Annotated in this window: 20 protein-coding genes and 2 pseudogenes; 14 read left to right on the plus strand and 8 right to left on the minus strand. The window is 51.7% G+C overall.

Annotated elements, in window-relative coordinates; genetic code table 11:
- The first annotated feature begins 101 nt into the window (after positions 1 to 101).
- From ACI2I2_RS10210 to ACI2I2_RS10225, 4 genes and pseudogenes are all read left to right on the plus strand, one after another.
- Positions 102 to 314, plus strand: a complete 213-nt coding sequence (locus ACI2I2_RS10210) for a helix-turn-helix transcriptional regulator (RefSeq protein WP_404657816.1) — start codon at positions 102 to 104, stop codon at positions 312 to 314.
- A 20-nt stretch (positions 315 to 334) separates the two neighbouring features.
- The gene (locus ACI2I2_RS10215) at positions 335 to 943 is read left to right on the plus strand and encodes a Bro-N domain-containing protein (protein WP_404657817.1); all 609 of its coding nucleotides are present in this window, start codon (positions 335 to 337) and stop codon (positions 941 to 943) included.
- 172 nt (positions 944 to 1,115) lie between these two features.
- A pseudogene (locus tag ACI2I2_RS10220) lies at positions 1,116 to 1,403 on the plus strand (dual specificity protein phosphatase family protein); the annotation flags it as partial.
- A 4-nt stretch (positions 1,404 to 1,407) separates the two neighbouring features.
- Positions 1,408 to 1,794, plus strand: a pseudogene (locus tag ACI2I2_RS10225) (hypothetical protein).
- Between the two features lie 45 nt (positions 1,795 to 1,839).
- Here the strand turns inward: ACI2I2_RS10225 and ACI2I2_RS10230 are convergent.
- Positions 1,840 to 2,694, minus strand: a complete 855-nt coding sequence (locus tag ACI2I2_RS10230; protein ID WP_404657818.1) for a LysR family transcriptional regulator — start codon at positions 2,692 to 2,694, stop codon at positions 1,840 to 1,842.
- Between the two features lie 96 nt (positions 2,695 to 2,790).
- On the opposite strand from ACI2I2_RS10230, the gene ACI2I2_RS10235 reads away from it, so the two are divergent.
- The gene (locus ACI2I2_RS10235) at positions 2,791 to 3,525 is read left to right on the plus strand and encodes an SDR family oxidoreductase (protein WP_404657819.1); all 735 of its coding nucleotides are present in this window, start codon (positions 2,791 to 2,793) and stop codon (positions 3,523 to 3,525) included.
- Between the two features lie 50 nt (positions 3,526 to 3,575).
- Here the strand turns inward: ACI2I2_RS10235 and ACI2I2_RS10240 are convergent, their stop codons facing one another.
- Both ACI2I2_RS10240 and parM read right to left on the minus strand, forming a co-directional pair.
- Positions 3,576 to 4,217, minus strand: a complete 642-nt coding sequence (locus ACI2I2_RS10240) for a hypothetical protein (RefSeq protein ID WP_404657820.1) — start codon at positions 4,215 to 4,217, stop codon at positions 3,576 to 3,578.
- The gene (parM, locus tag ACI2I2_RS10245; RefSeq protein ID WP_404657944.1) at positions 4,210 to 5,244 is read right to left on the minus strand and encodes a plasmid segregation protein ParM domain-containing protein; all 1,035 of its coding nucleotides are present in this window, start codon (positions 5,242 to 5,244) and stop codon (positions 4,210 to 4,212) included. The genes ACI2I2_RS10240 and parM overlap by 8 nt, the downstream gene beginning before the upstream one ends.
- A gap of 556 nt (positions 5,245 to 5,800) precedes the next feature.
- On the opposite strand from parM, the gene ACI2I2_RS10250 reads away from it, so the two are divergent.
- On the plus strand, positions 5,801 to 7,507 hold the full coding sequence (locus ACI2I2_RS10250; protein WP_404657821.1) for a GGDEF domain-containing protein: 1,707 nt from the start codon (positions 5,801 to 5,803) through the stop codon (positions 7,505 to 7,507).
- 152 nt (positions 7,508 to 7,659) lie between these two features.
- Here ACI2I2_RS10250 and ACI2I2_RS10255 read toward each other — a convergent pair whose 3' ends face one another.
- The 3 genes from ACI2I2_RS10255 to ACI2I2_RS10265 form a co-directional block, all read right to left on the minus strand.
- Positions 7,660 to 8,802 carry an HlyD family secretion protein gene (locus tag ACI2I2_RS10255; protein ID WP_404657822.1) on the minus strand — a complete coding sequence of 381 codons (1,143 nt, stop codon included), beginning with the start codon at positions 8,800 to 8,802 and terminating at the stop codon, positions 7,660 to 7,662.
- Positions 8,802 to 9,173 carry a DUF3302 domain-containing protein gene (locus tag ACI2I2_RS10260; RefSeq protein ID WP_404657823.1) on the minus strand — a complete coding sequence of 124 codons (372 nt, stop codon included), beginning with the start codon at positions 9,171 to 9,173 and terminating at the stop codon, positions 8,802 to 8,804. Before ACI2I2_RS10260 ends, ACI2I2_RS10255 begins: the two co-directional genes overlap by 1 nt.
- A gap of 243 nt (positions 9,174 to 9,416) precedes the next feature.
- Complete coding sequence (locus tag ACI2I2_RS10265; protein ID WP_404657824.1) at positions 9,417 to 10,958, minus strand: autotransporter outer membrane beta-barrel domain-containing protein; 1,542 nt, start codon at positions 10,956 to 10,958, stop codon at positions 9,417 to 9,419.
- A gap of 225 nt (positions 10,959 to 11,183) precedes the next feature.
- On the opposite strand from ACI2I2_RS10265, the gene tauA reads away from it, so the two are divergent.
- Genes tauA through tauD form a run of 4 tightly spaced genes read left to right on the plus strand, consistent with a single transcriptional unit; the run spans position 11,184 to position 14,596 of the window.
- A complete protein-coding gene (gene tauA / locus ACI2I2_RS10270; protein WP_404657825.1) occupies positions 11,184 to 12,146 on the plus strand; it encodes a taurine ABC transporter substrate-binding protein in 963 nt (320 codons plus the stop codon).
- Between the two features lie 10 nt (positions 12,147 to 12,156).
- On the plus strand, positions 12,157 to 12,924 hold the full coding sequence (gene tauB, locus ACI2I2_RS10275) for a taurine ABC transporter ATP-binding subunit (RefSeq protein ID WP_404657826.1): 768 nt from the start codon (positions 12,157 to 12,159) through the stop codon (positions 12,922 to 12,924).
- The gene (tauC, locus tag ACI2I2_RS10280; protein ID WP_404657827.1) at positions 12,921 to 13,748 is read left to right on the plus strand and encodes a taurine ABC transporter permease TauC; all 828 of its coding nucleotides are present in this window, start codon (positions 12,921 to 12,923) and stop codon (positions 13,746 to 13,748) included. Before tauB ends, tauC begins: the two co-directional genes overlap by 4 nt.
- Complete coding sequence (gene tauD / locus ACI2I2_RS10285; RefSeq protein ID WP_404657828.1) at positions 13,745 to 14,596, plus strand: taurine dioxygenase; 852 nt, start codon at positions 13,745 to 13,747, stop codon at positions 14,594 to 14,596. Before tauC ends, tauD begins: the two co-directional genes overlap by 4 nt.
- 44 nt (positions 14,597 to 14,640) lie before the next feature.
- On the opposite strand, the gene hemB is transcribed toward tauD, so the two are convergent.
- A complete protein-coding gene (hemB, locus tag ACI2I2_RS10290) occupies positions 14,641 to 15,615 on the minus strand; it encodes a porphobilinogen synthase (protein WP_404657829.1) in 975 nt (324 codons plus the stop codon).
- 412 nt (positions 15,616 to 16,027) lie between these two features.
- Here hemB and ACI2I2_RS10295 point away from each other — a divergent pair, with 412 nt between their 5' ends.
- Positions 16,028 to 18,844, plus strand: coding sequence for an autotransporter outer membrane beta-barrel domain-containing protein (locus tag ACI2I2_RS10295; RefSeq protein WP_404657830.1), 2,817 nt, complete (start codon positions 16,028 to 16,030; stop codon positions 18,842 to 18,844).
- 77 nt (positions 18,845 to 18,921) lie between these two features.
- A complete protein-coding gene (locus tag ACI2I2_RS10300) occupies positions 18,922 to 19,539 on the plus strand; it encodes a helix-turn-helix domain-containing protein (protein ID WP_404657831.1) in 618 nt (205 codons plus the stop codon).
- A gap of 2 nt (positions 19,540 to 19,541) precedes the next feature.
- Here the strand turns inward: ACI2I2_RS10300 and ampH are convergent, their stop codons facing one another.
- On the minus strand, positions 19,542 to 20,699 hold the full coding sequence (gene ampH / locus ACI2I2_RS10305) for a D-alanyl-D-alanine-carboxypeptidase/endopeptidase AmpH (protein WP_404657832.1): 1,158 nt from the start codon (positions 20,697 to 20,699) through the stop codon (positions 19,542 to 19,544).
- A gap of 203 nt (positions 20,700 to 20,902) precedes the next feature.
- Between ampH and ACI2I2_RS10310 the strand changes: the two genes are divergently transcribed.
- Both ACI2I2_RS10310 and sbmA read left to right on the plus strand, forming a co-directional pair.
- Positions 20,903 to 21,436 carry an isochorismatase family protein gene (locus ACI2I2_RS10310; protein ID WP_404657833.1) on the plus strand — a complete coding sequence of 178 codons (534 nt, stop codon included), beginning with the start codon at positions 20,903 to 20,905 and terminating at the stop codon, positions 21,434 to 21,436.
- Between the two features lie 124 nt (positions 21,437 to 21,560).
- Positions 21,561 to 22,781 carry a peptide antibiotic transporter SbmA gene (gene sbmA, locus ACI2I2_RS10315; RefSeq protein WP_404657834.1) on the plus strand — a complete coding sequence of 407 codons (1,221 nt, stop codon included), beginning with the start codon at positions 21,561 to 21,563 and terminating at the stop codon, positions 22,779 to 22,781.
- Positions 22,782 to 22,795: the final 14 nt, after the last annotated feature.

Below are 22,795 nucleotides of genomic sequence, written 5' to 3' on the forward strand. Positions count from 1 at the left end.
GTAGGTTTACTGTGCCTTACCCTTACTCCACACGAACGGCATAATTCCTCCTGTAATCTATTGGCGTCTACCGATGACGTCACACGAAGATAGGAGGATAGATGTCAGTACGCCTTATTAAAATGCCTGAAGTTATGCACCGCACCGGTAAAGGAAACGCTTGGATTTACAAGCTTATATCTCAAGGTCGCTTCTCTCGCCCAGTCAAAGTTGGGTCACGAGCTATCGCCTTTGTTGAAAGTGAAGTTTATGATTGGATAAGCCAGCGTATCGAAGAACGTGATGCATTAATTTCCACAAAAACTCAACTGTAACTTAGCTCGGGAAAACTAATATGACTCGCAAAAATGCCCGTGCCGGGCAGGGTTTTGCTCACCCTGAAAACAGCAACGATGATATTTCGGTCATTAAGTTTGAGGATGCAAAAGTACGTATTGTTAAGATCCTGGGCGAGCCATGGTTTGTAGCAGCAGATGTATGCACAGCTCTGGAAATAGCTGATCACAAGGTTGCTTTGCGACGTCTGGATGATGATGAAAAGGGGGAGTGTTTAATACCCACCCCTGGCGGAAAGCAAACTATGCGAACTGTATGCGAGTCAGGATTCTACAAACTGATCTCACGTAGTCGTAAGGCGACTACTCCCGGCACGTTTGCGCACCATTTCAGTAATTGGGTATTCCGTGAGGTCATTCCCTCAATTCGTAAAACTGGCTTCTATGGAGTGCCATTCGTGTTCCTGAATGACTTCAGCCGGCGCATGGCTGCTTATCAGCAGGAGGCCAGCAAACGCGGGTATAAGTTGCAGCAGTGCAAGGGAGTAAAAGAGGCTCTTGAGCGGGAAGAGAGCCAGCTATGGCGTAAGTATCAGCCAGAGCTGTTAGGCGAAGATGGTCATGAGCCGTTTGCTGAAGTTCGCCCTTTAACGGATGAAAAAAATTGAACTCGTTAATAACTTGCGTGCTCTTGCGATGTAGAGCACTCAGAATAAGTTTGTTGCGAAAGTTCACTATACAATTCGAAAAGGTAAATGCCATGAAGAACAATTATGCCTATCTCGGGTAGGGCTTCGCTCACCCAAAAAAACTCCTTAAGGCCGCCGCAAAACAGAGCACTGGGAAGCTTACCCACTGATGGATTTGGTGGTGCCGGACGTACGAGATATCCGCCAGGCCGTGATGAGGCTCAGTCAACTGCAGCAAGGACATGAAAGTGTGCTTGTATGCTGCGCCTTAGGTTTATCCCGCAGTGCAACGGTTGTAGCGGCATGGCTGCTGAATGAAGGCCATGCCGGATCTGTATCGCAGGCTGTGGAGTTAATCAAATCCCAGCGCCCTCAGGTAGTGCTTACGCCCGCCCATCTTCAGGTTCTGGAAACGTTCAGCAAGGAGCTGCAATGTCAGACCAATGACAAGCCGAATCATGCAAATTCATCTGTCGAGCTGGCGTTACTTTGCTGCGCTGACGCTGCCACCTTTGGTATTGATCTTTAACCTGTTGTTTTCAGCCGATTGCGTGTTGTTGATGGGGCTCTTTTTGCTGACTCATTATTACTGTTGGCGTCTGTGGATGGATGAGCGCCTTTTTCCGCTCATTGGGAGTGAAAGCGATCTCGCTGAATTTGATAACGGAATGGCGCATTTGTGGGCCAAAAAGACGGGGAATACCCGTACGCTGGCTGAACGCTGAAGTGGGGCAAGGAACCTTTTTTATCGGGCGATGTTCTCGCTAATGGCGCTGTGGTTTACAGCTCTGTGCACTATCCTCTACCAGGCTCTAACGCTGGTGGATTAAGTCTTTGGAGTGCATCAGCTAACGCACAACTTTGCACTCCATCTTTTACCCAACACTCTCCGTCATATCCCCACGTTGGACCCGCTGACTCAATCCCTCCAACAACCGTTCCACCTGAGGATTTGCCAACGCCTGCATGGCGTAGCAAATGCCGACCCGGCGCAGTAGTGGATAGCCTGGCAATGGACGCGCGGCGACGTCGCAGCGTTGTTCCACTAAACCTTGTGGGGCAATAGTCAGGCCGAAACCCGCTTCGACCAGATCCAGGGCCAGAGTGAAGCTGCCTGCGTTCGCACTTGGGGTTTCGGCACAGGCTCCGTAAAACGGCAGGAATCGCTGATGTGAATCATGCGTCGGGTACATCACCCACGCTTGATTGCAGAGCAGTTCGGCGCTCAGGGCTTCGGCTTTGCTCAGCGGATGATGGCTGGGGCAGGCCAGGACGTAGCTTTCTTCGAACAGTGGGATAAACAGTTCGTCTTCACAGCGCAGGCTTTCACAGCCGAAGCGGATATCACCGGTGCAGCCTGGGTCGAGCGTGATTAATGCGTCAGGCAGCGTGGTACGGCATTCTTCTAGCAGAAACTGCAGGCTTGAGGCCGAGATATCCTGCTCGATGCCTATCGTTAATGGCGATTTGTCGCGGCGCTGACGAAAGCGGGAAGTGAGCGCCGACATCTCGTCAATCATGCGCCGGGCATGGGGATAGAGCACGCGCGCATCTTCTGTAACGTCCACGCCACGCGGTTTGCGGATGAAAAGCTGCGTCCCCAGTTCTTCTTCCAGCGCCTTAATAGTGGCGGATAACGCGGGCTGTGTAAGACTTAACTGTTCGGATGCACGGGTGATGTTGCGCTCTTCAAACACGCAGATAAAGGCACTGAGCTGTCGCTTATCCATAGAAATTTATTATGGCTGTGAGAAAAATAAACCATTTTTCACCCTTTCTGTTCGGATTTAAAGTGTCGGCATCAATTTTTTTTATGAGGTCTTGCAATGAATACCGAAATCAAACCGTTAGTCGTTATCACGGGTGCCAGCTCTGGCATTGGCCTGGCCACCGCGAAACTGCTGTCCCAGCGTGGGCATGCGTTGTTGCTGCTGGCACGTCGCGTAGAGCGCATGACGGCTCTGAATCTGCCGAACACACTCTGTCTTTCGGTGGATGTGACTGACAGACAAGCTGTTGCTGCTGCCATTGCCGAAGCGGAACAGAAATTTGGCCCCGTTGACGCGATGGTCAACAATGCGGGTGTGATGCTGTTGGGCAATGTTGATCAGCAGAATCCAGATGAATGGGAGCAGATGCTGGACGTGAATGTGAAAGGCCTGTTGAACGGCGTGCATGCCGTCACCAAAGGCATGATTGAGCGTAAAGCGGGCACCATCATTAACATCAGCTCGATTGCCGGGCGTAAAACGTTCCCGAATCATACCGTGTATGTGGGCACCAAATTTGCGGTGCACGGTCTGTCAGAAAACCTGCGTGAAGAGCTTTCTCCGCACAATGTTCGTGTCGTGGTCATTGCCCCGGGCGCGGTGGAAACTGAGTTGCTGAGCCACACCACCAGTGAAGATATCAAATCGGGTTATCAGAGCTGGAAAGAGGAGATGGGCGGGAAAGTCCTGAGCCCGGAAGATGTGGCACATGCCATTGAGTATGCCTACGCTCAGCCGCAGTATGTGTGCATCCGTGAGATTGTGCTGGCGGCAACTCGCCAGGGAGCATAAGCCTTTATCTTGTCTTCATCGGGTGATGTTTCAGCCCGATGAAGACGATGTCAGAAAATTCCTTTCTGCTTAATCTTCTGCATTTTTTCGGTAGGGGCCGAGAGGCTGGATAACTCACTTTCTTCCGCACCGCTGTCTTTTGCTACGGGCGTCGCGGAAGCGCCATTTTCAGGGCGTGATAACTGCTGTAACAGGCGTGTCTGCTGGTCTAATACCGCTTTCAGTTTCGCCAGTTCGTCGCGCATGCGTTGAAACTCGACCTGTTGATCCGAATTCCCTCTGGGCGTTTCAGCCTTCTGCTCGCCCAACAATTGCTTGAGTTGATTTAGCTGTTCAGCGGTAAACGCATCGGAATAAGCCGGCGTGGAGGCGGCCATAGGCGTGCCTTCAGGCAGCAATTTGTCGCGGACAAGTTTGCCCACCAGCTCTGCCAGCGTCAGCTCTTCACGGCCAATGGATTCCGCAATCGCGTTGCACAGCTGTGGGTCCAGCAGCTGCAACTGGAGCCCGGCAAGATACACGTTGCGGTGGAAAGTACGAATTTCCATATTGGCATCGTTGCGATTATCGTCGTTTTGTTTCAGGCCGTCGTGCCACTGCTTCAGCCAGGCAATGACTCGCTCATCCGCTTTCGAGGTATCCGGACGCAGATGAAGCGAGAAATTAACCTGCTTCGTCGCGCCTTTACTCATTGTCCTCTACCTCAAGCAGCACGGGTTCATCGACTTCGCTGGCACCGGATTCGGAATGGAACAGGCAAATCTCACGTGAAAGGGCGCTTTGCGGTTTTTCGATAGTGATGACGCGATTGCCAAGTGTGGCATAGGCTTCACGTATGGCGGGTTCAATCAGGATTGCGCCGCCGCCAACCAGATAGACGCGGTTAGGGTTGCGGGCAAATTTTTTCGCTTCCTGCGCGACCTGTTCGCCAAGTTCTTTAATTTTGGTTTCAATGCCGCGAAGGATCTCTTCAATGCGAGATTCGTCATTGACCACGCTGCGCACAAAATTCAGGTCATGGCGACGCTTGATCAGCTCGTTAGCGACCAGATAGCTGGAGTCGCTGTCGGCGAAGGCCAGCGCTTTACGAGTGGCATCGGTCACCATCGCTACGCCAATCTCGTTGTTGCCGTAAATAGCGGAAACATCGTCAAATTCACCCACGATAATGCCCATGTCCAGGGTCGTGCCGCCGCAGTCGATCACCAGCGATTTGGTGAATTCGCTGATGTCTGCTTTCAATAAATGAGACAGCGCCGCCGGCAGGCTTTCCGGCATCACTTCCACGTTAACGATGCGGAAGACTTCACCTTTGTTGAGGGAGATTTCGCGCATCAGATTGCGGCGCTTGGCCTCGATGCGTTCTTCGTTGCGTTGGCAATCATCCGGGTTGTAGAACTGGGTGATAGGCAGTGTGACGACAATCTCGACCTCACCAGGCTCGATCCCGGTTTGCAGCAGGGCATGGTGAACCGCCAGCAAGTTTAAGTCGTCATATTGATAGTTGATGTGGGTGGTCGACAGCGCTTTGTCTGACGTTGCATCGTAGGTGTATTTGGTGGTGCCAATGGTGTAGTTAAAAACTTTCTGTCCACGCAGCAGTGCGGCGCTTTTCCAGTCTTTGCGGAATGAATTGGGGGAAATAATGGTTTTTAAAGTGCCTTGTTCAATCCAGCTTAATTTTACGTTGGTGGAACCATCATCAATAGCAAATTTCATTCGTGACTGGGACATAACCTGACTCTCAATATGACGTATTCGGAGCCCGCAGATAAGTTCAACAAAAACAGATCGTTATCGGGCAAAAAATGCGGCGGCCATCTTATGCAATGTATAAGATAAATGAAGTAATTCAGTTTGTTGTGAGCCTTTGATTGCGTTACGACGCGATTCGCAACGGCACGCCGCGCTACATGGATTGCCAGGGATTATAGAGGATGAGTGAGCAAAATAACAACAGAATTGGTGTTATTTACTGTATTTTGATTTGCCTTTTAATATAGAGGAAATAAATCTTCCTGATATTGGAAGGGCATATTCCCCCCAATTCTTGAATTTGATGTTATCAATATTATTGTTTTTTGTTTTATATTTAATAATGGATTTCAATGGTCGACATTATTCACAAGATAAGAAAGAAATTTATGCGTGTTTACACCCGATCATAAAATGAACAGAAAAAGAGTCTGCTGTGCTGGTCTGACGCTCACTGCCTGAGATAGACTTAGGCTTATCGGATATTCACCTTGCTGAGCTGTGACGGCCTACTAGTGTAATGAACAAAACCCTAAAATCGGCCTCGCCCTCTACTGTGTTGCGCTATCTCTGGGGATCGGCGGCGGCAACGATTGTGTTGACCTCCATTCTCTCCTGGTGGCTCCTTTCTGGCTCATGGAATGCGTGGCACACTGCGCGTAACGACTTGATTCAGTTTGATAATTTCTACCTCGTCTTGCAGGTCTCTAACGATCTTGCGAGCGAGCGTGCCTATGCGAATGAGCTGGTATTAAGCCCGGCGGCCACCAAACTGCAGGCCTGGCGAAAGCTGGAAGCCAGCCGTCTGCTGACCAACCGTGATTTAAAAAAGATCCCCGCGAATATGCTCTCGCTGGCGCTGTTGACGGCCACGATTGATCAACTGGAACGATCGCGGCAGGTTATTGATTTGTACCGTGAAAGAGAGCTGCACGACCCCATTGAAGCACAGCGCGCCATCAACGCGATGTTAGCGGCGACGGATTTTTATCACGAAGCGCTCTTTCGCCACACCTCAGAATTTTTGATGCTTGAGCCTTCTGCTCTCGGGCCGATCATCCGCGCTCAGGCATTAGGTGAACTGCGCGATGCGACCGGGAGACTCGGGGCTCAATTGCTTATTCCGCTGGCAACACAAACGCCTATCCCTTTGCATAATACCGAAGCCATTAGCCGCGGGATGGAGCGCATACACGTGTTGTGGTGGCTGTTGCGTACTCAGGGTGATGAAGCTGGCTATTTGCCAGGTTTCACCCAGTTGCTGGGGAATACCCGCCAGCAGTTTGAGGAGCAGGGCGTGTCCCTCATCAGGATGCTGCAAGCCGAAAGCGAGAAGGGCGCGCTTTACAGTGTCGATGCCAATAACTTTGCTGTGCGCTATCACGAAAGCCTCAACACCTTTGACGAGCTGCTGGACACCTATCTGGCGGGTGTTAAAAAGCATTATGTGGTGTCCGAGAAGCAAGCCGCGCTGCATCTGTTGATGGTCGTTGCCATCCTGATTGCGCTGTGCCTGCTGACAACCGGGCTTATCTACTATATACGTTCACGTGTGCTGCAACCGATCCTCAGGCTGAATCAAATAGCGACCGGGATCATTGCCGGTGATCATCAGGATACCCTGATGAATGACAGCACCGCGGAGGAAGTTCAGGAGCTCTTTTCTTCTCTCGGAACATTGGGCAATCAGCTCCGGGAGCAAACCCGGTTGAGTAAAAAACTCAAACGTCAGTCGGAAGAAGACCCGTTGACGCACCTGTCGAACCGCCGGGCGTTTGACGTGATGGCGGGTCAACTGTTGCAGCAGGCCAGTCAGGATTTTCCGGCGTGGCTTATCATGATTGATGTTGACCATTTCAAAGCGATCAACGATAGCTGGGGACATCCGGTAGGCGATAAAGTGCTGGTTCAGTTGGCCGCAACGCTGAAGATGTTCAGTCGTCCAGGGGATGTGATTGGGCGTCTTGGCGGCGAAGAATTTGCAGTGATGTTCCGCATGTCTGATCCTGAAGATGTGACGGGGTACACCACCCGCATTCAGAACGAAATTCGCCGGTTGCGGTTTGAAGGTCCGAAAGGCGAGCCGTTCACGATCACCGCCAGTTTCGGCGTAGCTTCTGGGTGGAAACGCGAATTGAGTGAGGTCATTGCTGAAGCCGATGCCGCGCTGTATCAAGCCAAAAACAGCGGGCGGGATCGTATCTGCGGGTTGCCGGAGAAGGCATGAAAAAATCCCCTCCGAAGAGTAACGCCGTTCACTTAAGCCAATGAATTAGGGGAAACACCGGGATTTTGTTCCCGGAGGGGCGCCAAACCCGGTGGGCGCCCCGGATATCTCGGTCTTAAACTAACGGTGCTACTCCGAAGAGGGGATGGCGGTTAGTGATCGAGGAAGATGTAGTTCTGCCAGCTCTTCATACGGATAAGGATCTTACGGATCAGGCTAAGTTCCTTGAAGTGACCGGAATAGACGGCGACTTCCACTTGTGTCCCTTGCGGTAACTGATAGCTATCAAGACGTGGATCATTGGCTTTTACTAACACCAACACCCGACCCTGATTGGCCAATTCCGCGGTAGTCAGCAGCGTGCCCTGGCCCTGGAACTGGCTTTCACCAATCGCCGGTAACACCTGCACCACTTCACCACTGAACACCGTGCCCGGAATTGACGGGAACATCAGTTCTGCTTTGTAGCCTGGCTTCAGGCGCTGAACGGAATTCTGTCGAAACGCGGCGGCATAGGTCTGGCGGGAATCCTCATCCACTGGCACAAATGTCATCAGCGGTTTCAGCCCTAACGCGGTGGACATCGTCCCCGTTTTCAACCCGACGGTACTGACATAGCCTGCTGAAGGCGCGCGAACAACGGTACTTTCAAGCTTAAATTCAGCCTCACGCAGTTTTGCCATCAATGAGGCGACTTTGGTGTTCTTGCCGTTGACGACAGAATTGAGGTTATTTTTAGCCTGCTCAACCTGTGCCTGGGCTGCGACCACTGCAGCTTCTGTGGCTTTCCAGGTCTGACGGCGCGTGTCGACCATCTGGTCTGAAAACGCCCCTTTACTGTGGCCCTCGTTATAGCGAGCGTACTCACGTTTGGCCTTATCGCGGTCAGCCACGGCTTTCGCGAGGTCCGCTTGTGCCTGGTTTAGCCCCGCATCGAGAGACAGTGCATTTTGGCTCGCTTCTTTTATCTGCGCGCGTAAGTCATCCACTCTGGCCTGGAAAGGCGTGGGATCGATGCGGAACAGCACATCGCCTTCGTGAAGCATCGTGTTCGATTTTACGGGCACTTCGATAACACGACCACGGACTTGAGAAACAATGGGTACCGTTCGATAAGCCTGTTTGCCGGTTTCACTAAAAGGGTAGTTATAGTTCATCACCAGAATAATAAGGCTGATAAAAACAACGCCGCCAAGTACCGCCGTTGGCACCGTCCATTTATTTAAGGGGATGCGGAAAATCTTAAAAATAGCGACGCACAGCGCGGCATAAGTGAGCAGTAATAATGTTTCCATTATTTTGCCTCCTGAGTCATCGCGACGGATGCAGTCTGGTTATTTTTTAACGCTTTGAGTTCGGCATTCAGCTGTTCAACCTGTGAGGTCAACTGATCCATCTGATGGTGAATATTGTGTTGATCTTTCGCCAGTTGTTTCATGCCCCAACCGCGATCTTCGCGCCACAGCGTGGCCCAAATCCACAGGAAAGGCCAGAGCACATGCAGCGTAAACAGGCTGACCCAGCCGGCATAATGGATGGCATCCTGATGCGGATGGTTACGTCGTTTTGCAATTTCATAAGGGATGTCATGAATAACGATAATACCGTAGAACAAAATCAAAAATACCAGGATCAGTATTGCTAATGCAACATAGTCCAGAGTCATGATAAAAGCTCCAGAAACAATAAGGAAATAACGTAAGAATTGAGTTTGAAAAGGTTTCAGAGTACAGAAAACCATAAAAAGAAAAGGTGAGCAAAAGACGGACTATCCAAAAATAAATTATGTTTATTCTCTGTTATGAAATGCGCCGGTTAGCGATGAGTTAAACGCAAAATTTAAATCTACACTTTTATTTGCTTGCGAAATAATTAAAAACACCCTCCGTCAGGAAGGCGTTCAGTACGATTAAAAACGGTATTTCACACCGAGCATGGCGGAAGCATCACTGTAGCTATTATCACCAATTTGTACCGCAGTCCCGCCCCAGAGATTGAGGGATGGCGTCAGTTGGCCTTGTACACCGAGCTTTAACTGGGCGATGTTACGCGAACCGTCAATGGAGACGGTTTCCCCGTTCATTCTCACCCCAAAGCGCTGGGTATTGTGGAGCCAGTTTGCTTCAACATAAGGCTTAAATTCGCGTTGTTTGTCGTCATCCAACTGTGAATGGCCTTTCAGATAAAGCCTGACCCCCAGACGAGTCTGGAGATTCCCGTTATTCACATCCTGAACCTGAGTGCCATTTTGTTCGGTCATGTCACTGTTGTTTTTTACTCCCATCCAGACAGCTTGCGCCTGTGGCTGAAGATACAGCGCCGTACGGTTGTACTGAGCAAGTTGTGAAATATGGCCTGTTTCGACCGACGCGGTGAAGCCACGGCTTTTCCATTTCTCGCTGCTCTGGTCAGGGCTGGTGAGCGTGTTGTCGAACCAGTTATACAGGGCCCAGCTGTCTGCGTACCAACCGTGCTTTTCCCCGGCATTTTCAAACCAGGTGGCATACAAACCGGCGCTGTAACCGTCCACGCTCGATTTGGCTTTATAGCCAGTCAGAGTCGAATGCGTATTGGCGTGCTGATTGGCATAACCGCCCATCACGCCGATATCCCAGCGATCGTCACCCGTAAAGGAACCGTTAACGATTTCGCCGCCAAGCTGCACAACATAGCGATTGGCCTGGGTTTTTAGCTGGTTGTCTCCGGCCGAGAAACGGTTGTGTCCGCCTTCCTGGCGCAGCCACATTGCCGATTTCTTCATTTCACCGCTGACGGGATCGACATATTCCGTTCCGCCTTCACGGTCGTCCAGGGTTAAGGTGAACAGGGTATTGGCAGCCTGCAGGTTTGCCAGATAACCGCCAATCTCCGGACGCCAGGCTTTCGGGCCAATAAAGTCAGGGCGAGGCGTTGGCGGGGTCACCTCTGGCTCATCAGGCTTGGGGGGATCGACCGGTTTTTCATTATCGGGCGGCGTCACGTCAACCGGTGGCTCTGGTTTTTCGACTGGAGGCTCCGGCTTTTCTTCTTCTATCGGCGGCTTCGGTTCAACAACGGGCGGTTCGGGTTCTTCAACGGTGTTGGTCAGATACCAGTTTTTTCCCTTCTGCGTGAGGAAGTAATCGAAGGCACCCGCAGCGATTCGCCCATTCTGAGTAAACGCGCCTGCCGCTGAGTGACCTTGTACTTCCACCACTTTGATGCCGTTTAGCGCTTGTTCACCCAATCCCCCGACATTGCTGATGCTGACACTGGTTTCTCCGCTGGTGCTGCCTGTGAGGGAAATATTCGCATGAAATATGTGTTGCAGAAAATTTACATATTTGTGGTGTGGATATGGCGCGAACTGAGACAAAAGGGTGATTTTTAGCAGGACGATCAGGCTTTTGCCTGACGGAAGAACAGGTCGGGCAGAGACATGCTGAAAGGAGAGATAAACAGGAGGACACAATGGCCTGGCGACCTTTTCTGTTTCTGATTACCACACAATATCCGCAGCTTTCGCATCGCCGTGGACGACTCACGTTGGTCCGATAACGCACTTTTGCGCGGGAATTCACTAAGCTTTTCCGATTTTTTTCTAAAAACAGATCGGTATTAGCCAGACGTTTTAATTCCTTTATCAAATTGATGCTGCCGGAAATACTGCGCCCATGACAACAGGGGAGCAGACACCATGGCACGCACATCGCACTTATCTTTCCTGGCCGCATTGGCCTTTATCACCTTTCAGGCGCAGGCGGTGAATGTCACCGTGGCGTATCAAACTTCCGCAGAACCAGCCAAAGTGGCACAGGCTGACAACACCTTCGCAAAAGAGAGTGGGGCGACGGTCGACTGGCGCAAGTTCGACAGCGGCGCGAGCGTGGTTCGTGCGCTGGCCTCGGGCGATGTGCAGATTGGCAACATCGGTTCCAGTCCGCTGGCGGTTGCGGCAAGCCAACAGGTTCCTATTGAAGTGTTCTTGCTGGCCTCGCAGCTCGGAAACTCCGAAGCGCTGGTGGTGAAGAAGACCATCAGCAAGCCTGAGGATTTAATAGGTAAACGCATTGCAGTCCCGTTCATTTCAACGACCCATTACAGCCTGCTGGCCGCACTGAAACACTGGGGCATCAAGCCCGGTCAGGTGCAGATTGTGAACCTGCAGCCGCCGGCCATCATCGCCGCCTGGCAGCGAGGAGACATTGATGGGGCGTATGTTTGGGCACCCGCCGTGAATGAGCTGGAAAAAGACGGCACGGTGCTGACGGACTCCTCCAAAGTCGGGCAGTGGGGAGCGCCTACCCTGGATGTTTGGGTGGTCCGCAAAGATTTTGCCCAGCAACATCCTGAGATCGTAAAAGCTTTTGCCCGCAGCGCCATCGAGGCTCAACGTCCCTATATCGACAATCCTGACAGCTGGCTGACAAAATCAGAAAATCTGCAAAAACTGTCGAAACTGAGCGGGGTGCCGGAAGCTGACGTCCCGGGGCTGGTGAAAGGGAATACCTATCTGACGGCAGCACAACAGACTGAACAGCTCAATGGCCCGGTCAATAAAGCGATTGTCGACACCGCTCAGTTCCTGAAGGAACAAGGCAAAGTGCCTGCGGTAGCGGCTGATTACAGTCAGTATGTGACTGACAAATTTGTGAAGTGAGGGAATAAGCATGCTGCAAATCTCTCATTTGAGCGCTGATTACGGTGGCAAGCCCGTCCTTGACGACATCTCGTTAAGCGTTGACCGAAGAGAGCTGTTAGTGGTTCTCGGACCTTCGGGGAGCGGAAAAACCACACTGCTGAACCTGATCGCCGGATTTATGCCTTACGAGTCCGGCAGCATTACGCTGAACAACCAGCCTGTGCGCGGGCCGGGCGCAGAGCGTGGCGTGGTGTTCCAGAATGAAGGGCTGCTGCCCTGGCGTAACGTCCAGGACAATGTGGCTTTTGGGTTGCAGCTCGCGGGAATGAATAAGGAAACCCGTAACGACATCGCGCGTCAGATGCTGAAAAAAGTGGGGCTTGAGGGCGCAGAGAAGCGCTTCATCTGGCAACTTTCAGGCGGGCAACGTCAGCGTGTTGGCATTGCCCGCGCACTGGCGGCTGATCCCCAACTCCTGTTACTGGATGAGCCCTTCGGTGCACTGGATGCTTTTACTCGCGAACAGATGCAAACGCTGCTGCTGCGCTTGTGGCACGAAACCGGCAAACAGGTGCTGCTGATCACCCATGACATAGAAGAAGCGATTTTCATGGCGACGGATCTGGTCTTGCTTTCCTCAGGGCCGGGTCGGGTCACTGAGCGCCTGTCGCTCGATTTTGCACACCGTTTTGTGGCGGGGGAATCTTGCCGCAGTATTAAATCCGATCCGCAGTTTATCGCCCAGCGTGAATACGTGCTGAGCCGTGTGTTTGAACATCGGGAGGCCTTCTCATGAGCATTCTCGTCACCGATAAACCGCGTCGTCAACGGACAAACTGGCGCTGGCCGCTTTCCCGCCAACTGACCCTGAGCATCGCGACGCTCGTTGTGCTTCTGGCTATATGGTGGCTGGTTACCGCGCTGCATTTGATTGCTCCGCTGTTCTTACCTCCGCCAGCTTTGGTATTGCATAAGTTAATCACCCTAGCCGGGCCAGAAGGTTTTATGGATGCCACGCTGTGGCAGCATCTGGCAGCCAGTTTGACGCGTATTCTGATTGCTTTGCTGGCGGCGGTCATCATCGGCATCCCGGTGGGGATTGCGATGGGGCTTAGCCCGACGGTGCGAGGAATACTCGATCCGCTGATTGAACTCTACCGCCCGATCCCGCCACTGGCTTATTTACCGCTGATGGTTATCTGGTTTGGCATCGGCGAAACGTCGAAGATCCTGCTTATCTACCTGGCGATTTTTGCCCCTGTTGCGATGTCCGCCCTTGCTGGCGTGAAAAGTGCGCAACAGGTTCGGCTACGGGCAGCGCAATCGCTGGGCGCTTCCAAAGCACAGATTTTATGGTTTGTTATTTTGCCCGGGGCACTGCCGGAGATCCTGACCGGGTTGCGTATTGGGCTGGGTGTAGGTTGGTCAACGCTGGTGGCGGCTGAACTGATCGCTGCTACCCGCGGTTTAGGGTTTATGGTGCAGTCCGCGGGAGAATTCCTGGCCACCGACGTTGTGTTGGCGGGTATCGCGGTGATTGCCATTATCGCTTTCGTATTAGAGCTGGGCTTGCGCGCATTACAGCGCCGCCTGACGCCGTGGCATGGAGAAAGAGCATGAGTGAACGTCTGAGTATTACCCCGCTGGGGCCGTTTATTGGGGCGCAGGTTTCCGGGCTGGACGTGAGTCGGCCGCTCAGCGATAACCAATTTGAGCAGCTGTATCATGCGGTGCTACGCCATCAGGTTGTTTTCCTTCGTGAACAAGATATTACGCCTCAACAGCAGCGCGGGCTGGCTTTGCGTTTTGGCGATTTGCACATCCATCCGGTTTATCCGCACGCTGAAGGTGTGGAGGAAATTATCGTGCTGGATACGCATAACGATAATCCGCCAGACAACGATAACTGGCATACCGACGTGACCTTCATTGAGACGCCTCCTGCCGGGGCGATTCTGGCGGCGAAACAACTGCCGGAAACGGGCGGTGATACGCTCTGGACCAGCGGTATTGCGGCCTACGAAGCGCTCTCTGCGCCACTTAAAGCCCTGCTGAGTGGGCTGAAGGCTGAACATGATTTCCGTAAATCTTTCCCGGAATATAAGCACCGTCATTCTGAGGAAGAGCACCAGCGCTGGCTGGATGCCGTCGCAAAACACCCGCCATTGTTGCACCCGGTGATCCGCACGCATCCGGTAACGGGCAAGCAAGCGCTGTTTGTGAATGAAGGATTTACCACCCGAATCGTGGATGTCACCGATAAAGAGAGCGAAGCACTGCTCGGTTTTTTATTTGCTCACGTGACCAAGCCTGAGTTTCAGGTGCGCTGGCGGTGGCAGCAGGGCGACATCGCTATTTGGGATAACCGGGTGACGCAGCATTATGCCAATGCAGATTATTTGCCACAGCGGCGAGTCATGCACCGGGCAACCATCTTAGGCGATAAGCCTTTTTATCGGGCGGGATAAGGAATAAGGAAACGCCCGGCAGCAATAGCCGCCGGGCGTTAAGATCAGCGCAGAATTTTCTTCTCTGCGAGATCCAGTGCGAAGTAACTGAAAATCAAGTCTGCGCCCGCACGCTTAATAGCGCCCAGACTTTCAAGAACAACTTTCTCTTCGTCTATCGCACCCGCCTGAGCGGCGAATTTGATCATCGCGTACTCACCGCTTACCTGATAGGCGCCAATCGGCAGCTCGGTACGTTCACGAATATCCCGCAGAATATCCAGATAGGCTCCCGCCGGTTTTACCATCAGGCAATCTGCGCCCTGAGCTTCATCAAGCAACGACTCACGAATCGCTTCGCGGCGGTTCAAGGGGTTCATTTGATATGTCTTACGATCGCCTTTCAGCGCGGTGCCTGCGGCTTCACGGAAAGGACCATAGAAGGAAGAGGCGAATTTGGTGGAGTAAGACATAATTGCGGTGTCAGTGAATCCGGCGGCATCCAGTGCCTGGCGAATGGCCTGAACCTGACCGTCCATTGCTGCAGAAGGCGCGATGAAATCAGCACCTGCCGCTGCAGCAACCACCGCTTGTTTGCCCAGATTTAGCAGAGTTGCATCATTATCTACGCCATGATCGCACAGCACGCCACAGTGACCGTGAGAGGTGTACTCGCAGAAACAGGTGTCTGACATCACAATCATTTCAGGCACGGTCTGCTTGCAGATGCGGGACATGCGCGCCACCAGGCCATCTTCCTTCCAGGCATCGCTGCCAGTGGCATCCGTGTGATGCGAAATACCGAAGGTCATCACCGAACGAATGCCCGCATTGGCGATACGCTCAATCTCACGGGCAAGGTGTTTTTCGGGAATACGCATGACGCCAGGCATGGCTTCAATGGCTTTGAAGTCGTCAATGTCTTCTTCAACGAAGATAGGCAGCACCAGATCATTGAGGGTCAGTGATGTCTCTTCAAACATAGCGCGCAACGCAGCGGATTTGCGCAGACGGCGAGGGCGAGTGATCAAATCTGTCATGATAAGCCTGAGAGTAAGGGAACATCTGACAAGTTTACCTGAATTATGGATGGCGTGTTTCACTATAGTGGTGGTTATGTTTAGGACTTTTCACTGAGGTCTTAATTACCAATTATCATTTTATCAAATGTTTTTATTGGGATTGATAACGAAACCGCGATCTTGTTTAAGAATATTCACCGCATTGTATTTGTTTGCTGAATTATTAATGCGCTGATTCTTAATGTATGAGTTAAACAGTGACATGCTTCACTTATTTTGATTTTATTATTCCCGCTTGCCTGAATTGTCCGCATTCAAACTTTTAAAAGAGATTAATTGAACTAATGGTCAGCGGGCACGCATAATTCCGTGGCAAATTAATTTTGCTTTGATGGATCAACATAATTACGTCCCTGAGGAGGGATGACGAATGCACTCGTGGAAAAATAAACTAGTCGTATCACAATTGGCCGTGGCCTGCGCATTAGCAATCGCTTCTCAGGCAAATGCAGGCACGGATGTCTCTAACAAAACCTATGAAACCTTTGTTCATTACAACGACGCCACCTATGCGGATGGCGTTTACTATCAGGGTTATGCAGGTTGGAACAACTACGGCACGGACAGTGCTTATAACGGCGATATTTATCCGGTTATTAATAACGCCACCGTTAATGGCGTTATCTCCACTTATTACCTTGATGACGGGTTGTCGAGCAATACTAACCCTAACTCGCTGAGTATCAAAAATAGTACGATTCACGGTATGATTACCTCCCAATGTATGACGGAAGAGTGTACTAACCGTGATACCACCGGGTATATCTACGATCGTCTGACTTTAGATGTCGATAACTCAACCATTGACGATAATTACGAACATTATACTTACAACGGTACCAACAGCGATAAAACTGCGGATACTCATGTTGTCGATGTTTATAATCTCGGCACCGCTATCACGCTGGATCAGGAAGTTGACCTGACCATTCAGAATAATTCACACGTTGCGGGAATTACGCTGGCTCAGGGTTATCAATGGCCAGATACTGACGATAAAACCGTCAGCACGGGTGTCGACAGTTCTGAAGTCTTTAATAACACCATCGTGGTGAAAGATTCGGTTGTGACGTCTGGCTCCTGGAGTGACGAAGGCACCAGCGGCTGGTTTGGTCGTACTGACAATGCCAGCGACTATGCGAACGACGTAAATGCCGGTATGGAAGATGTCGCTCTGGCTGTTATCGCTAACCCATCCGCAGATAACGCGATGCAGACCACGGCAACCTTTAGCAACTCTACGCTGACCGGTGACGTGCTGTTCTCCAGCAACTTCGATCAAAACTTCTTCCCGAACGGAGCAGATTCCTATCGTGATACCGATTCCAACCCAGACACCAACGGCTGGGATGGTACCGATCGCCTGGATCTGACACTGGACAACGGCAGCAAGTGGGTCGGTGCAGCAATGTCTGTCCATCAGGTTGACTCTGATGGTGATGGCGTTCTCGATAGCTACGCAGCAGGCACTGATGCAACAGCAACGCTGTATGACATTGAAGCCAACAGCCTGTGGCCGAGCTCAACTTACGGTGTTGATAATACCGATACCGCGTATAACGAAGCGGGCCACGTTATCGGCAACGAAGTTTACCAGAGCGGTCTGTTTAACGTGACCCTGGATCACGGTTCAGAGTGGGATACGCGTAAATCTTCGCTGATCGATACCCTGACGGTGAACAACGGTTCTCAGGTTAACGTTGAAAATTCAACGCTGATTTCTGACAGCATCACCCTGAACAACGCATCCGACATGAACATCGGTGACCAGGGCTTTGTGGCGGCAGACAGCGTGAGCCTGAACAGCGGCTCAACCCTGACCCTGACCGAAGAACTGGGTGAACTGTATGCCAATACGATCAACGTAGACGGCAATGCACAGCTGAACCTGGGTCTGGGCCAGGTGGATACCGCTGATCTGAAACTCACCAATGGCGGTACGTTCAATATCGCCAGCCGTGATTATGTGCTGAACGGTGATATGACCAATGGTCACACCAACGATGAGTCTCAATCTAACTACGGTTACGGTGTTATTGCGGCTAACTCTGATGGTCACCTGGCGGTAAATGGTGACGTGGCGGGTAACTACAAAGTTCGTATTGATAATGCGACCGGTGCGGGTTCTGTTGCTGATTACAACAACAACGAAATTATCCGTATTTACAACAATCAGGCGGATACCGTTGCCACCTTCTCAGCCGCAAACAAAGCTGACCTGGGGGCTTACACCTATCAGGCTAAGCAAGTGGGCGACACTGTTGTACTGGAACAGCGTGATCTGACCGACTATGCCAACATGGCGCTGAGCATTCCTTCTGCAAACACCAATATCTGGAACCTGCAACAGGATACGCTGGCGAACCGTCTGACCAACGCACGTCATGGTCTGGTTGACGACGGCGGTGTGTGGGTGAACTACTTCGGCGGTAACTTTGATGGCGATAACGGCGTGATCCATTATGATCAAGACGTTAGCGGCATCATGGTCGGTCTGGATACTCAGATTGACGGTAACTATGCGAAGTGGATCGTCGGTGGGGCAGCAGGCTTCGCGAAAGGTGATATCAGCGACCGTTCTGGTCAGGTTGATCAAGATAGCCAGTCTGCCTACGTCTACACCTCTGCTCGTTGGGCGAATGATGTGTTCCTCGACGGTAACCTGAGCTACAGCCGCTTCAGCAATGACCTCTCAGCAACCATGAGCAACGGTCAGTATGTTGATGGCGACACCACTAACGATGCCTGGGGCTTCAACCTGAAACTGGGTTATGACTGGAAATACAACGTAGCGGGTTACGTCACCCCTTACGCGGCAATTTCCGGCCTGTTCCAGTCTGGTGATGACTACCGTCTCAGCAATGAAATGCGTGTAGACAGCCAGTCTTATGACAGCATGCGTTATGAGTTGGGTATGGACACAGGTTATACCTTCACTTACAGCGAAGATCAGGCGCTGACCCCGTACTTCAAACTCGCTTACGTCTATGATGACGCGGGTAACGATGCTCACGTGAACGGCGATAACATCGATAACGGTGTTAAAGGTTCCGCAGTACGTGTTGGTGCCGGTGCAGAGTTCAACTTCACTAAGAAGTTCAGCGCATACACTGATGCCAGCTATCTGGGTGGCGGCGACGTCGACCAGAACTGGGGCGCTAACGTAGGTGTGAAATACACCTGGTAATAGCCCACTGAATAAAAGCAGGGAATTAATTCCCTGCTTTTTTTTAAGCAAGGAACTGACACAGGAAGTGACGTCGTATGTTTGCTGTAAAACCCTTGTCCGCATTTGCTGTTCTTGATAAGGCTTTTTCACCTATCGCAGCGCCCATTACCCTTTCGGCTTCTGAGAAAATCATCCTGAACACGGAGTCACCTAAAGTGACGATCGTTCGTCAGGGGATCATTAAAATTGATCGCACTCAGGAAGAACTGCTGGTGTCCATTTCTCCCGCTCCCACCATCATTGATTTACCCGGTGTGCACCTGATGGGGCATGAGATTTATCAGATAACCGCGCTAACGCCCTGTGAGATTTATCAACTGGAGATGGCGGAATGTCAGGCGCTATTGGATAAACACCTGCTATGGCGTGAGGCCTTTGAGTGGGTCAGTTGGCAGTTTCGGGTACTGGAGCAACGAGATGTGCACTTGATCGGTAAGAGCTCATACAGCCAGATCAGAGCCACGTTGCAACATATGTCGCGATGGGACCCAACGTTACGCACCAAGATTGGCGTAATGAATTATATCCAACAGCGCACGCACATTTCGCGTTCTGTTATTGCAGAGGTATTGGCGGCCTTACGGGCAGGAAAATACATCGAAATGGATAAGGGCAAACTGATCACCGTACACCGTTTGCCCCTCGAGTATTAAAATCAGGAGGCAGGAACCACCAGTGGTTTGTTACCGCTAAGTTCCGTCACCAGGTCGTTGATCCCATCACTCATGTTGACGAAACGGGTGAGGGGAGAGCGAGTCACCACGACAAATGCGCCGACGTTATGCTGCGGGATCATCGCCATATAGGTAATGAAACCGCCACCCCCACCGGTTTTTTGAATAATGCCGGGGCGACCGTTTTTCGGCGCCATATAGACCCATCCCAGACCCAACGCATCAGCCTTTCCAGGCACGTCCATCCCAATGACTTTGGTCAACTGGCTACGTTGATAAATCAGCGTTTGCATCCTGTCGGCCTGCTGATTGCGCTGATAAAAATCAGAGGAAAGGAACTGTTGCATCCAGCGCATCATGTCGCCCGGGGTGGAATAGACGCCGCCGCTGCCGATGGCTGCAAGCGTGTTATCGCAAGGACTGGCGCCTTTTTCCGCGACCATCAGGCGCTGACACTGATCGGGTGATGGCGTAAAGGTGGTGTCTTTCATCCCTAGCGGGCGGGTTATCTGCTCTTCAAAAAGCTGAGGATAAGGTTTCCCTGCTGCTTTACTCAGCGCATCGGCCAATAAATCAAACGCCAGATTTGAATACGCCGCCTGTGATCCTGGTGTGGTTTTCAGCGTGGCGGTGCTGAGCCAGCTCCAGCGCTGATTGTAGGTCGGCCAGACGAACACCGGACGGTGTGCTGCGCCGCCAGGTTGCTCGCGCGGCAGGCTGCTGGTATGTGTGGCAAGGTTCACCAGCGTAATTGGCGTACCCTGATACGTAGGCACTTTGGCACCCGGTGGCGCATATTTGCTCAGTGGATCGTTGAGTTTCACCACGCCCTGATCGAGCATTTTCACCAGCATCTCGCTGGTCATCAGCTTGCTTAAGGACGCAATACGAATCACTGAATCCAGCTGTGGATGCACATTGCTGCCCGGGCGGGTCTCGCCGAAGCTGCGAAAGACGCGCTGATTGCCGTCAATCACAACCAGAGCCATGCCCGTTGCACCACTGCCGTAATAAATGTGGTTGGCGTAACGGTCGACGATATCTGAGGCGAAAACCGGGTCCGGCGAAGTTTGAGCGGCCTGAGCCACTGGCAGCGAAGCAGCACACAGCGCTGCAATAAAAAGCAGACTACGTTTCAAGGAAAGCATCCGTGAAGTGAAAGGGAAGGTTAATGCTTATTAAAACGATAATACGGCCGCTTGCAAAGCGCCTTGAGTCCGGTTTTGCGTAAGAAAAACGTAACGACGGGTAAATATGACGATTTTTCTGCACGCCTTTACGCGCTTTTGTGAACTCGCGCGTATGATACTCTCAACCTTCACAGTCAGTTACGGAGCAAATGATGTCAGAGAAACACGTTGTCATGGTGATTGATATGCAAAATGGCGTCTTCGCGACTCCTCGCCGCCAACGGCAGGAATGTGCTGCCAAAATCAACCGTTTAATGGCCGCAGCCGACAGAGTCATCTTTATTCAACACATTGAAGACGGTGGGCTGGAAGAGGGCAGTGAGGGTTTTGCTTTGTTGTCAGAACTTGAGCAGCCAGCCGATGCGCTGTATGTCACCAAAACGGCCTGTGATGCGTTCTATCAAACCCGGCTTGAGCAAGTTTTGGCTGAGAACAGTATCAAAAACTTTGTCATTTGCGGCTGTGCGACAGATTACTGCGTGGACACTACGCTGAAAATTGGCGCAAGTAAGGGTTACGGCATTACGGTTGCAGAGGATGCTCATACCACCGCTAATCGCCCGGCGGCACAGGCCGAAACGTTAATTGCTCATTACAACGAAGTCTGGCGCACATTAACCGTACCGGGCAATCCCGTGAGCGTGAAACCCGTCGAAACAATTGTTGCGCAATGGCAAGCGAACTAAGCGTTTTCTTGTGGGTCAGACGGTAAGTCCAGGTACAGCATCACCTTTTGTCGCGGTGAATGCCGCACGCTTTTTATGGAACACAGCAACCTCAAAACGATAAGAAATCAGCAGGAGAGCAGTTATGTTTAAGTCTTTTTTCCCAAAGCCGGGGCCTTTTTTTCTCTCGGCCGCCCTTTGGGCACTGATCGCGGTGATCTTCTGGCAGGTAGGGGGGAACGCCTGGCTACAACACGCCATTGGCGCTTCCGCCACGGTTCCCGTAAGCGCCGCCCGCTTTTGGTCGCTGAACTTCTTTGCCTTTTACGTCTACTATCTGTTTTGCGTGGCTCTCTTTGCCGCGTTCTGGTTTGTGTACTCCCCGCATCGCTGGCAGTACTGGTCAATTCTGGGCACCTCGCTGATTATTTTCGTCACTTGGTTTAGCGTGGAAGTGAGCGTGGCGATCAACGCCTGGTATGTGCCTTTCTGGGATCTGATTCAGAGCGCCCTGAGCAAACCTGGCAGCGTATCTATTGCTCAGCTCTATTCTGAAACCAGTATTTTTCTGACGATTGCGTTGATTGCGGTGGTGGTTGGGGTGCTGAATCTCTTCTTCGTCAGTCACTATGTTTTCCGTTGGCGTGCGGCCATGAACGAATATTACATGGACAACTGGCAGCGCCTGCGTCATATCGAAGGTGCCGCCCAGCGTGTGCAGGAAGACACCATGCGGTTTTCCACCACCCTGGAGGACATGGGCGTCAGCTTGATTAATTCCGTGATGACGCTGATTGCGTTTTTGCCGGTGCTGATTGCGGTGTCCCCCAAAATCCAGGCACTACCGATCATCGGTCACATTCCTTATGGTCTGGTGATTGCCGCGATAGTCTGGTCAATAATGGGCACAGGGATGCTGGCGGTCGTAGGGATCAAACTACCGGGTCTTAACTTTAAAAATCAGCGCGTGGAAGCCGCCTACCGTAAAGAGTTGGTGTATGGCGAAGACGATCCTAATCGCGCCGCGCCGCCGACTGTGCGTGAGCTATTCAGCGCCGTGCGTCGCAACTACTTCCGTCTGTATTTTCACTACATGTATTTCAACATTGCCCGTATTCTGTACCTGCAGGCTGATACGGTGTTCGGGCTCTTTCTGTTGTTTCCGTCCATTGCGGCAGGAGCCATCACACTGGGGATCATGAACCAGATCCTTGGCGCTTTCGGGCAGGTGAGCAATTCATTCCAATATTTGATAAATTCCTGGACGACGCTGGTCGAACTGATGTCTATCTACAAACGTCTGCGCAGTTTTGAACGCGAACTCGACAACGCACCTGAGCAGGAAGTGACACAAACATTTAGCTAAGACAGGGATGCCCC

The sequence above is a fragment of the Scandinavium sp. NPDC088450 genome (assembly GCF_044900545.1).
Lineage (GTDB): Bacteria > Pseudomonadota > Gammaproteobacteria > Enterobacterales > Enterobacteriaceae > Scandinavium.

What these genes read in the sequence shown, in the direction of transcription:
- ACI2I2_RS10210 (WP_404657816.1), top strand. Translation starts at nt 102, where the DNA reads ATGTCAGTACGCCTTATTAAAATGCCTGAAGTTATGCACCGCACCGGT.
- ACI2I2_RS10215 (WP_404657817.1), top strand. Translation starts at nt 335, where the DNA reads ATGACTCGCAAAAATGCCCGTGCCGGGCAGGGTTTTGCTCACCCTGAA.
- ACI2I2_RS10230 (WP_404657818.1), bottom strand. Translation starts at nt 2,694, where the DNA reads ATGGATAAGCGACAGCTCAGTGCCTTTATCTGCGTGTTTGAAGAGCGC.
- ACI2I2_RS10235 (WP_404657819.1), top strand. Translation starts at nt 2,791, where the DNA reads ATGAATACCGAAATCAAACCGTTAGTCGTTATCACGGGTGCCAGCTCT.
- ACI2I2_RS10240 (WP_404657820.1), bottom strand. Translation starts at nt 4,217, where the DNA reads ATGAGTAAAGGCGCGACGAAGCAGGTTAATTTCTCGCTTCATCTGCGT.
- parM (WP_404657944.1), bottom strand. Translation starts at nt 5,244, where the DNA reads ATGAAATTTGCTATTGATGATGGTTCCACCAACGTAAAATTAAGCTGG.
- ACI2I2_RS10250 (WP_404657821.1), top strand. Translation starts at nt 5,801, where the DNA reads ATGAACAAAACCCTAAAATCGGCCTCGCCCTCTACTGTGTTGCGCTAT.
- ACI2I2_RS10255 (WP_404657822.1), bottom strand. Translation starts at nt 8,802, where the DNA reads ATGGAAACATTATTACTGCTCACTTATGCCGCGCTGTGCGTCGCTATT.
- ACI2I2_RS10260 (WP_404657823.1), bottom strand. Translation starts at nt 9,173, where the DNA reads ATGACTCTGGACTATGTTGCATTAGCAATACTGATCCTGGTATTTTTG.
- tauA (WP_404657825.1), top strand. Translation starts at nt 11,184, where the DNA reads ATGGCACGCACATCGCACTTATCTTTCCTGGCCGCATTGGCCTTTATC.
- tauB (WP_404657826.1), top strand. Translation starts at nt 12,157, where the DNA reads ATGCTGCAAATCTCTCATTTGAGCGCTGATTACGGTGGCAAGCCCGTC.
- tauC (WP_404657827.1), top strand. Translation starts at nt 12,921, where the DNA reads ATGAGCATTCTCGTCACCGATAAACCGCGTCGTCAACGGACAAACTGG.
- tauD (WP_404657828.1), top strand. Translation starts at nt 13,745, where the DNA reads ATGAGTGAACGTCTGAGTATTACCCCGCTGGGGCCGTTTATTGGGGCG.
- hemB (WP_404657829.1), bottom strand. Translation starts at nt 15,615, where the DNA reads ATGACAGATTTGATCACTCGCCCTCGCCGTCTGCGCAAATCCGCTGCG.
- ACI2I2_RS10295 (WP_404657830.1), top strand. Translation starts at nt 16,028, where the DNA reads ATGCACTCGTGGAAAAATAAACTAGTCGTATCACAATTGGCCGTGGCC.
- ACI2I2_RS10300 (WP_404657831.1), top strand. Translation starts at nt 18,922, where the DNA reads ATGTTTGCTGTAAAACCCTTGTCCGCATTTGCTGTTCTTGATAAGGCT.
- ACI2I2_RS10310 (WP_404657833.1), top strand. Translation starts at nt 20,903, where the DNA reads ATGTCAGAGAAACACGTTGTCATGGTGATTGATATGCAAAATGGCGTC.
- sbmA (WP_404657834.1), top strand. Translation starts at nt 21,561, where the DNA reads ATGTTTAAGTCTTTTTTCCCAAAGCCGGGGCCTTTTTTTCTCTCGGCC.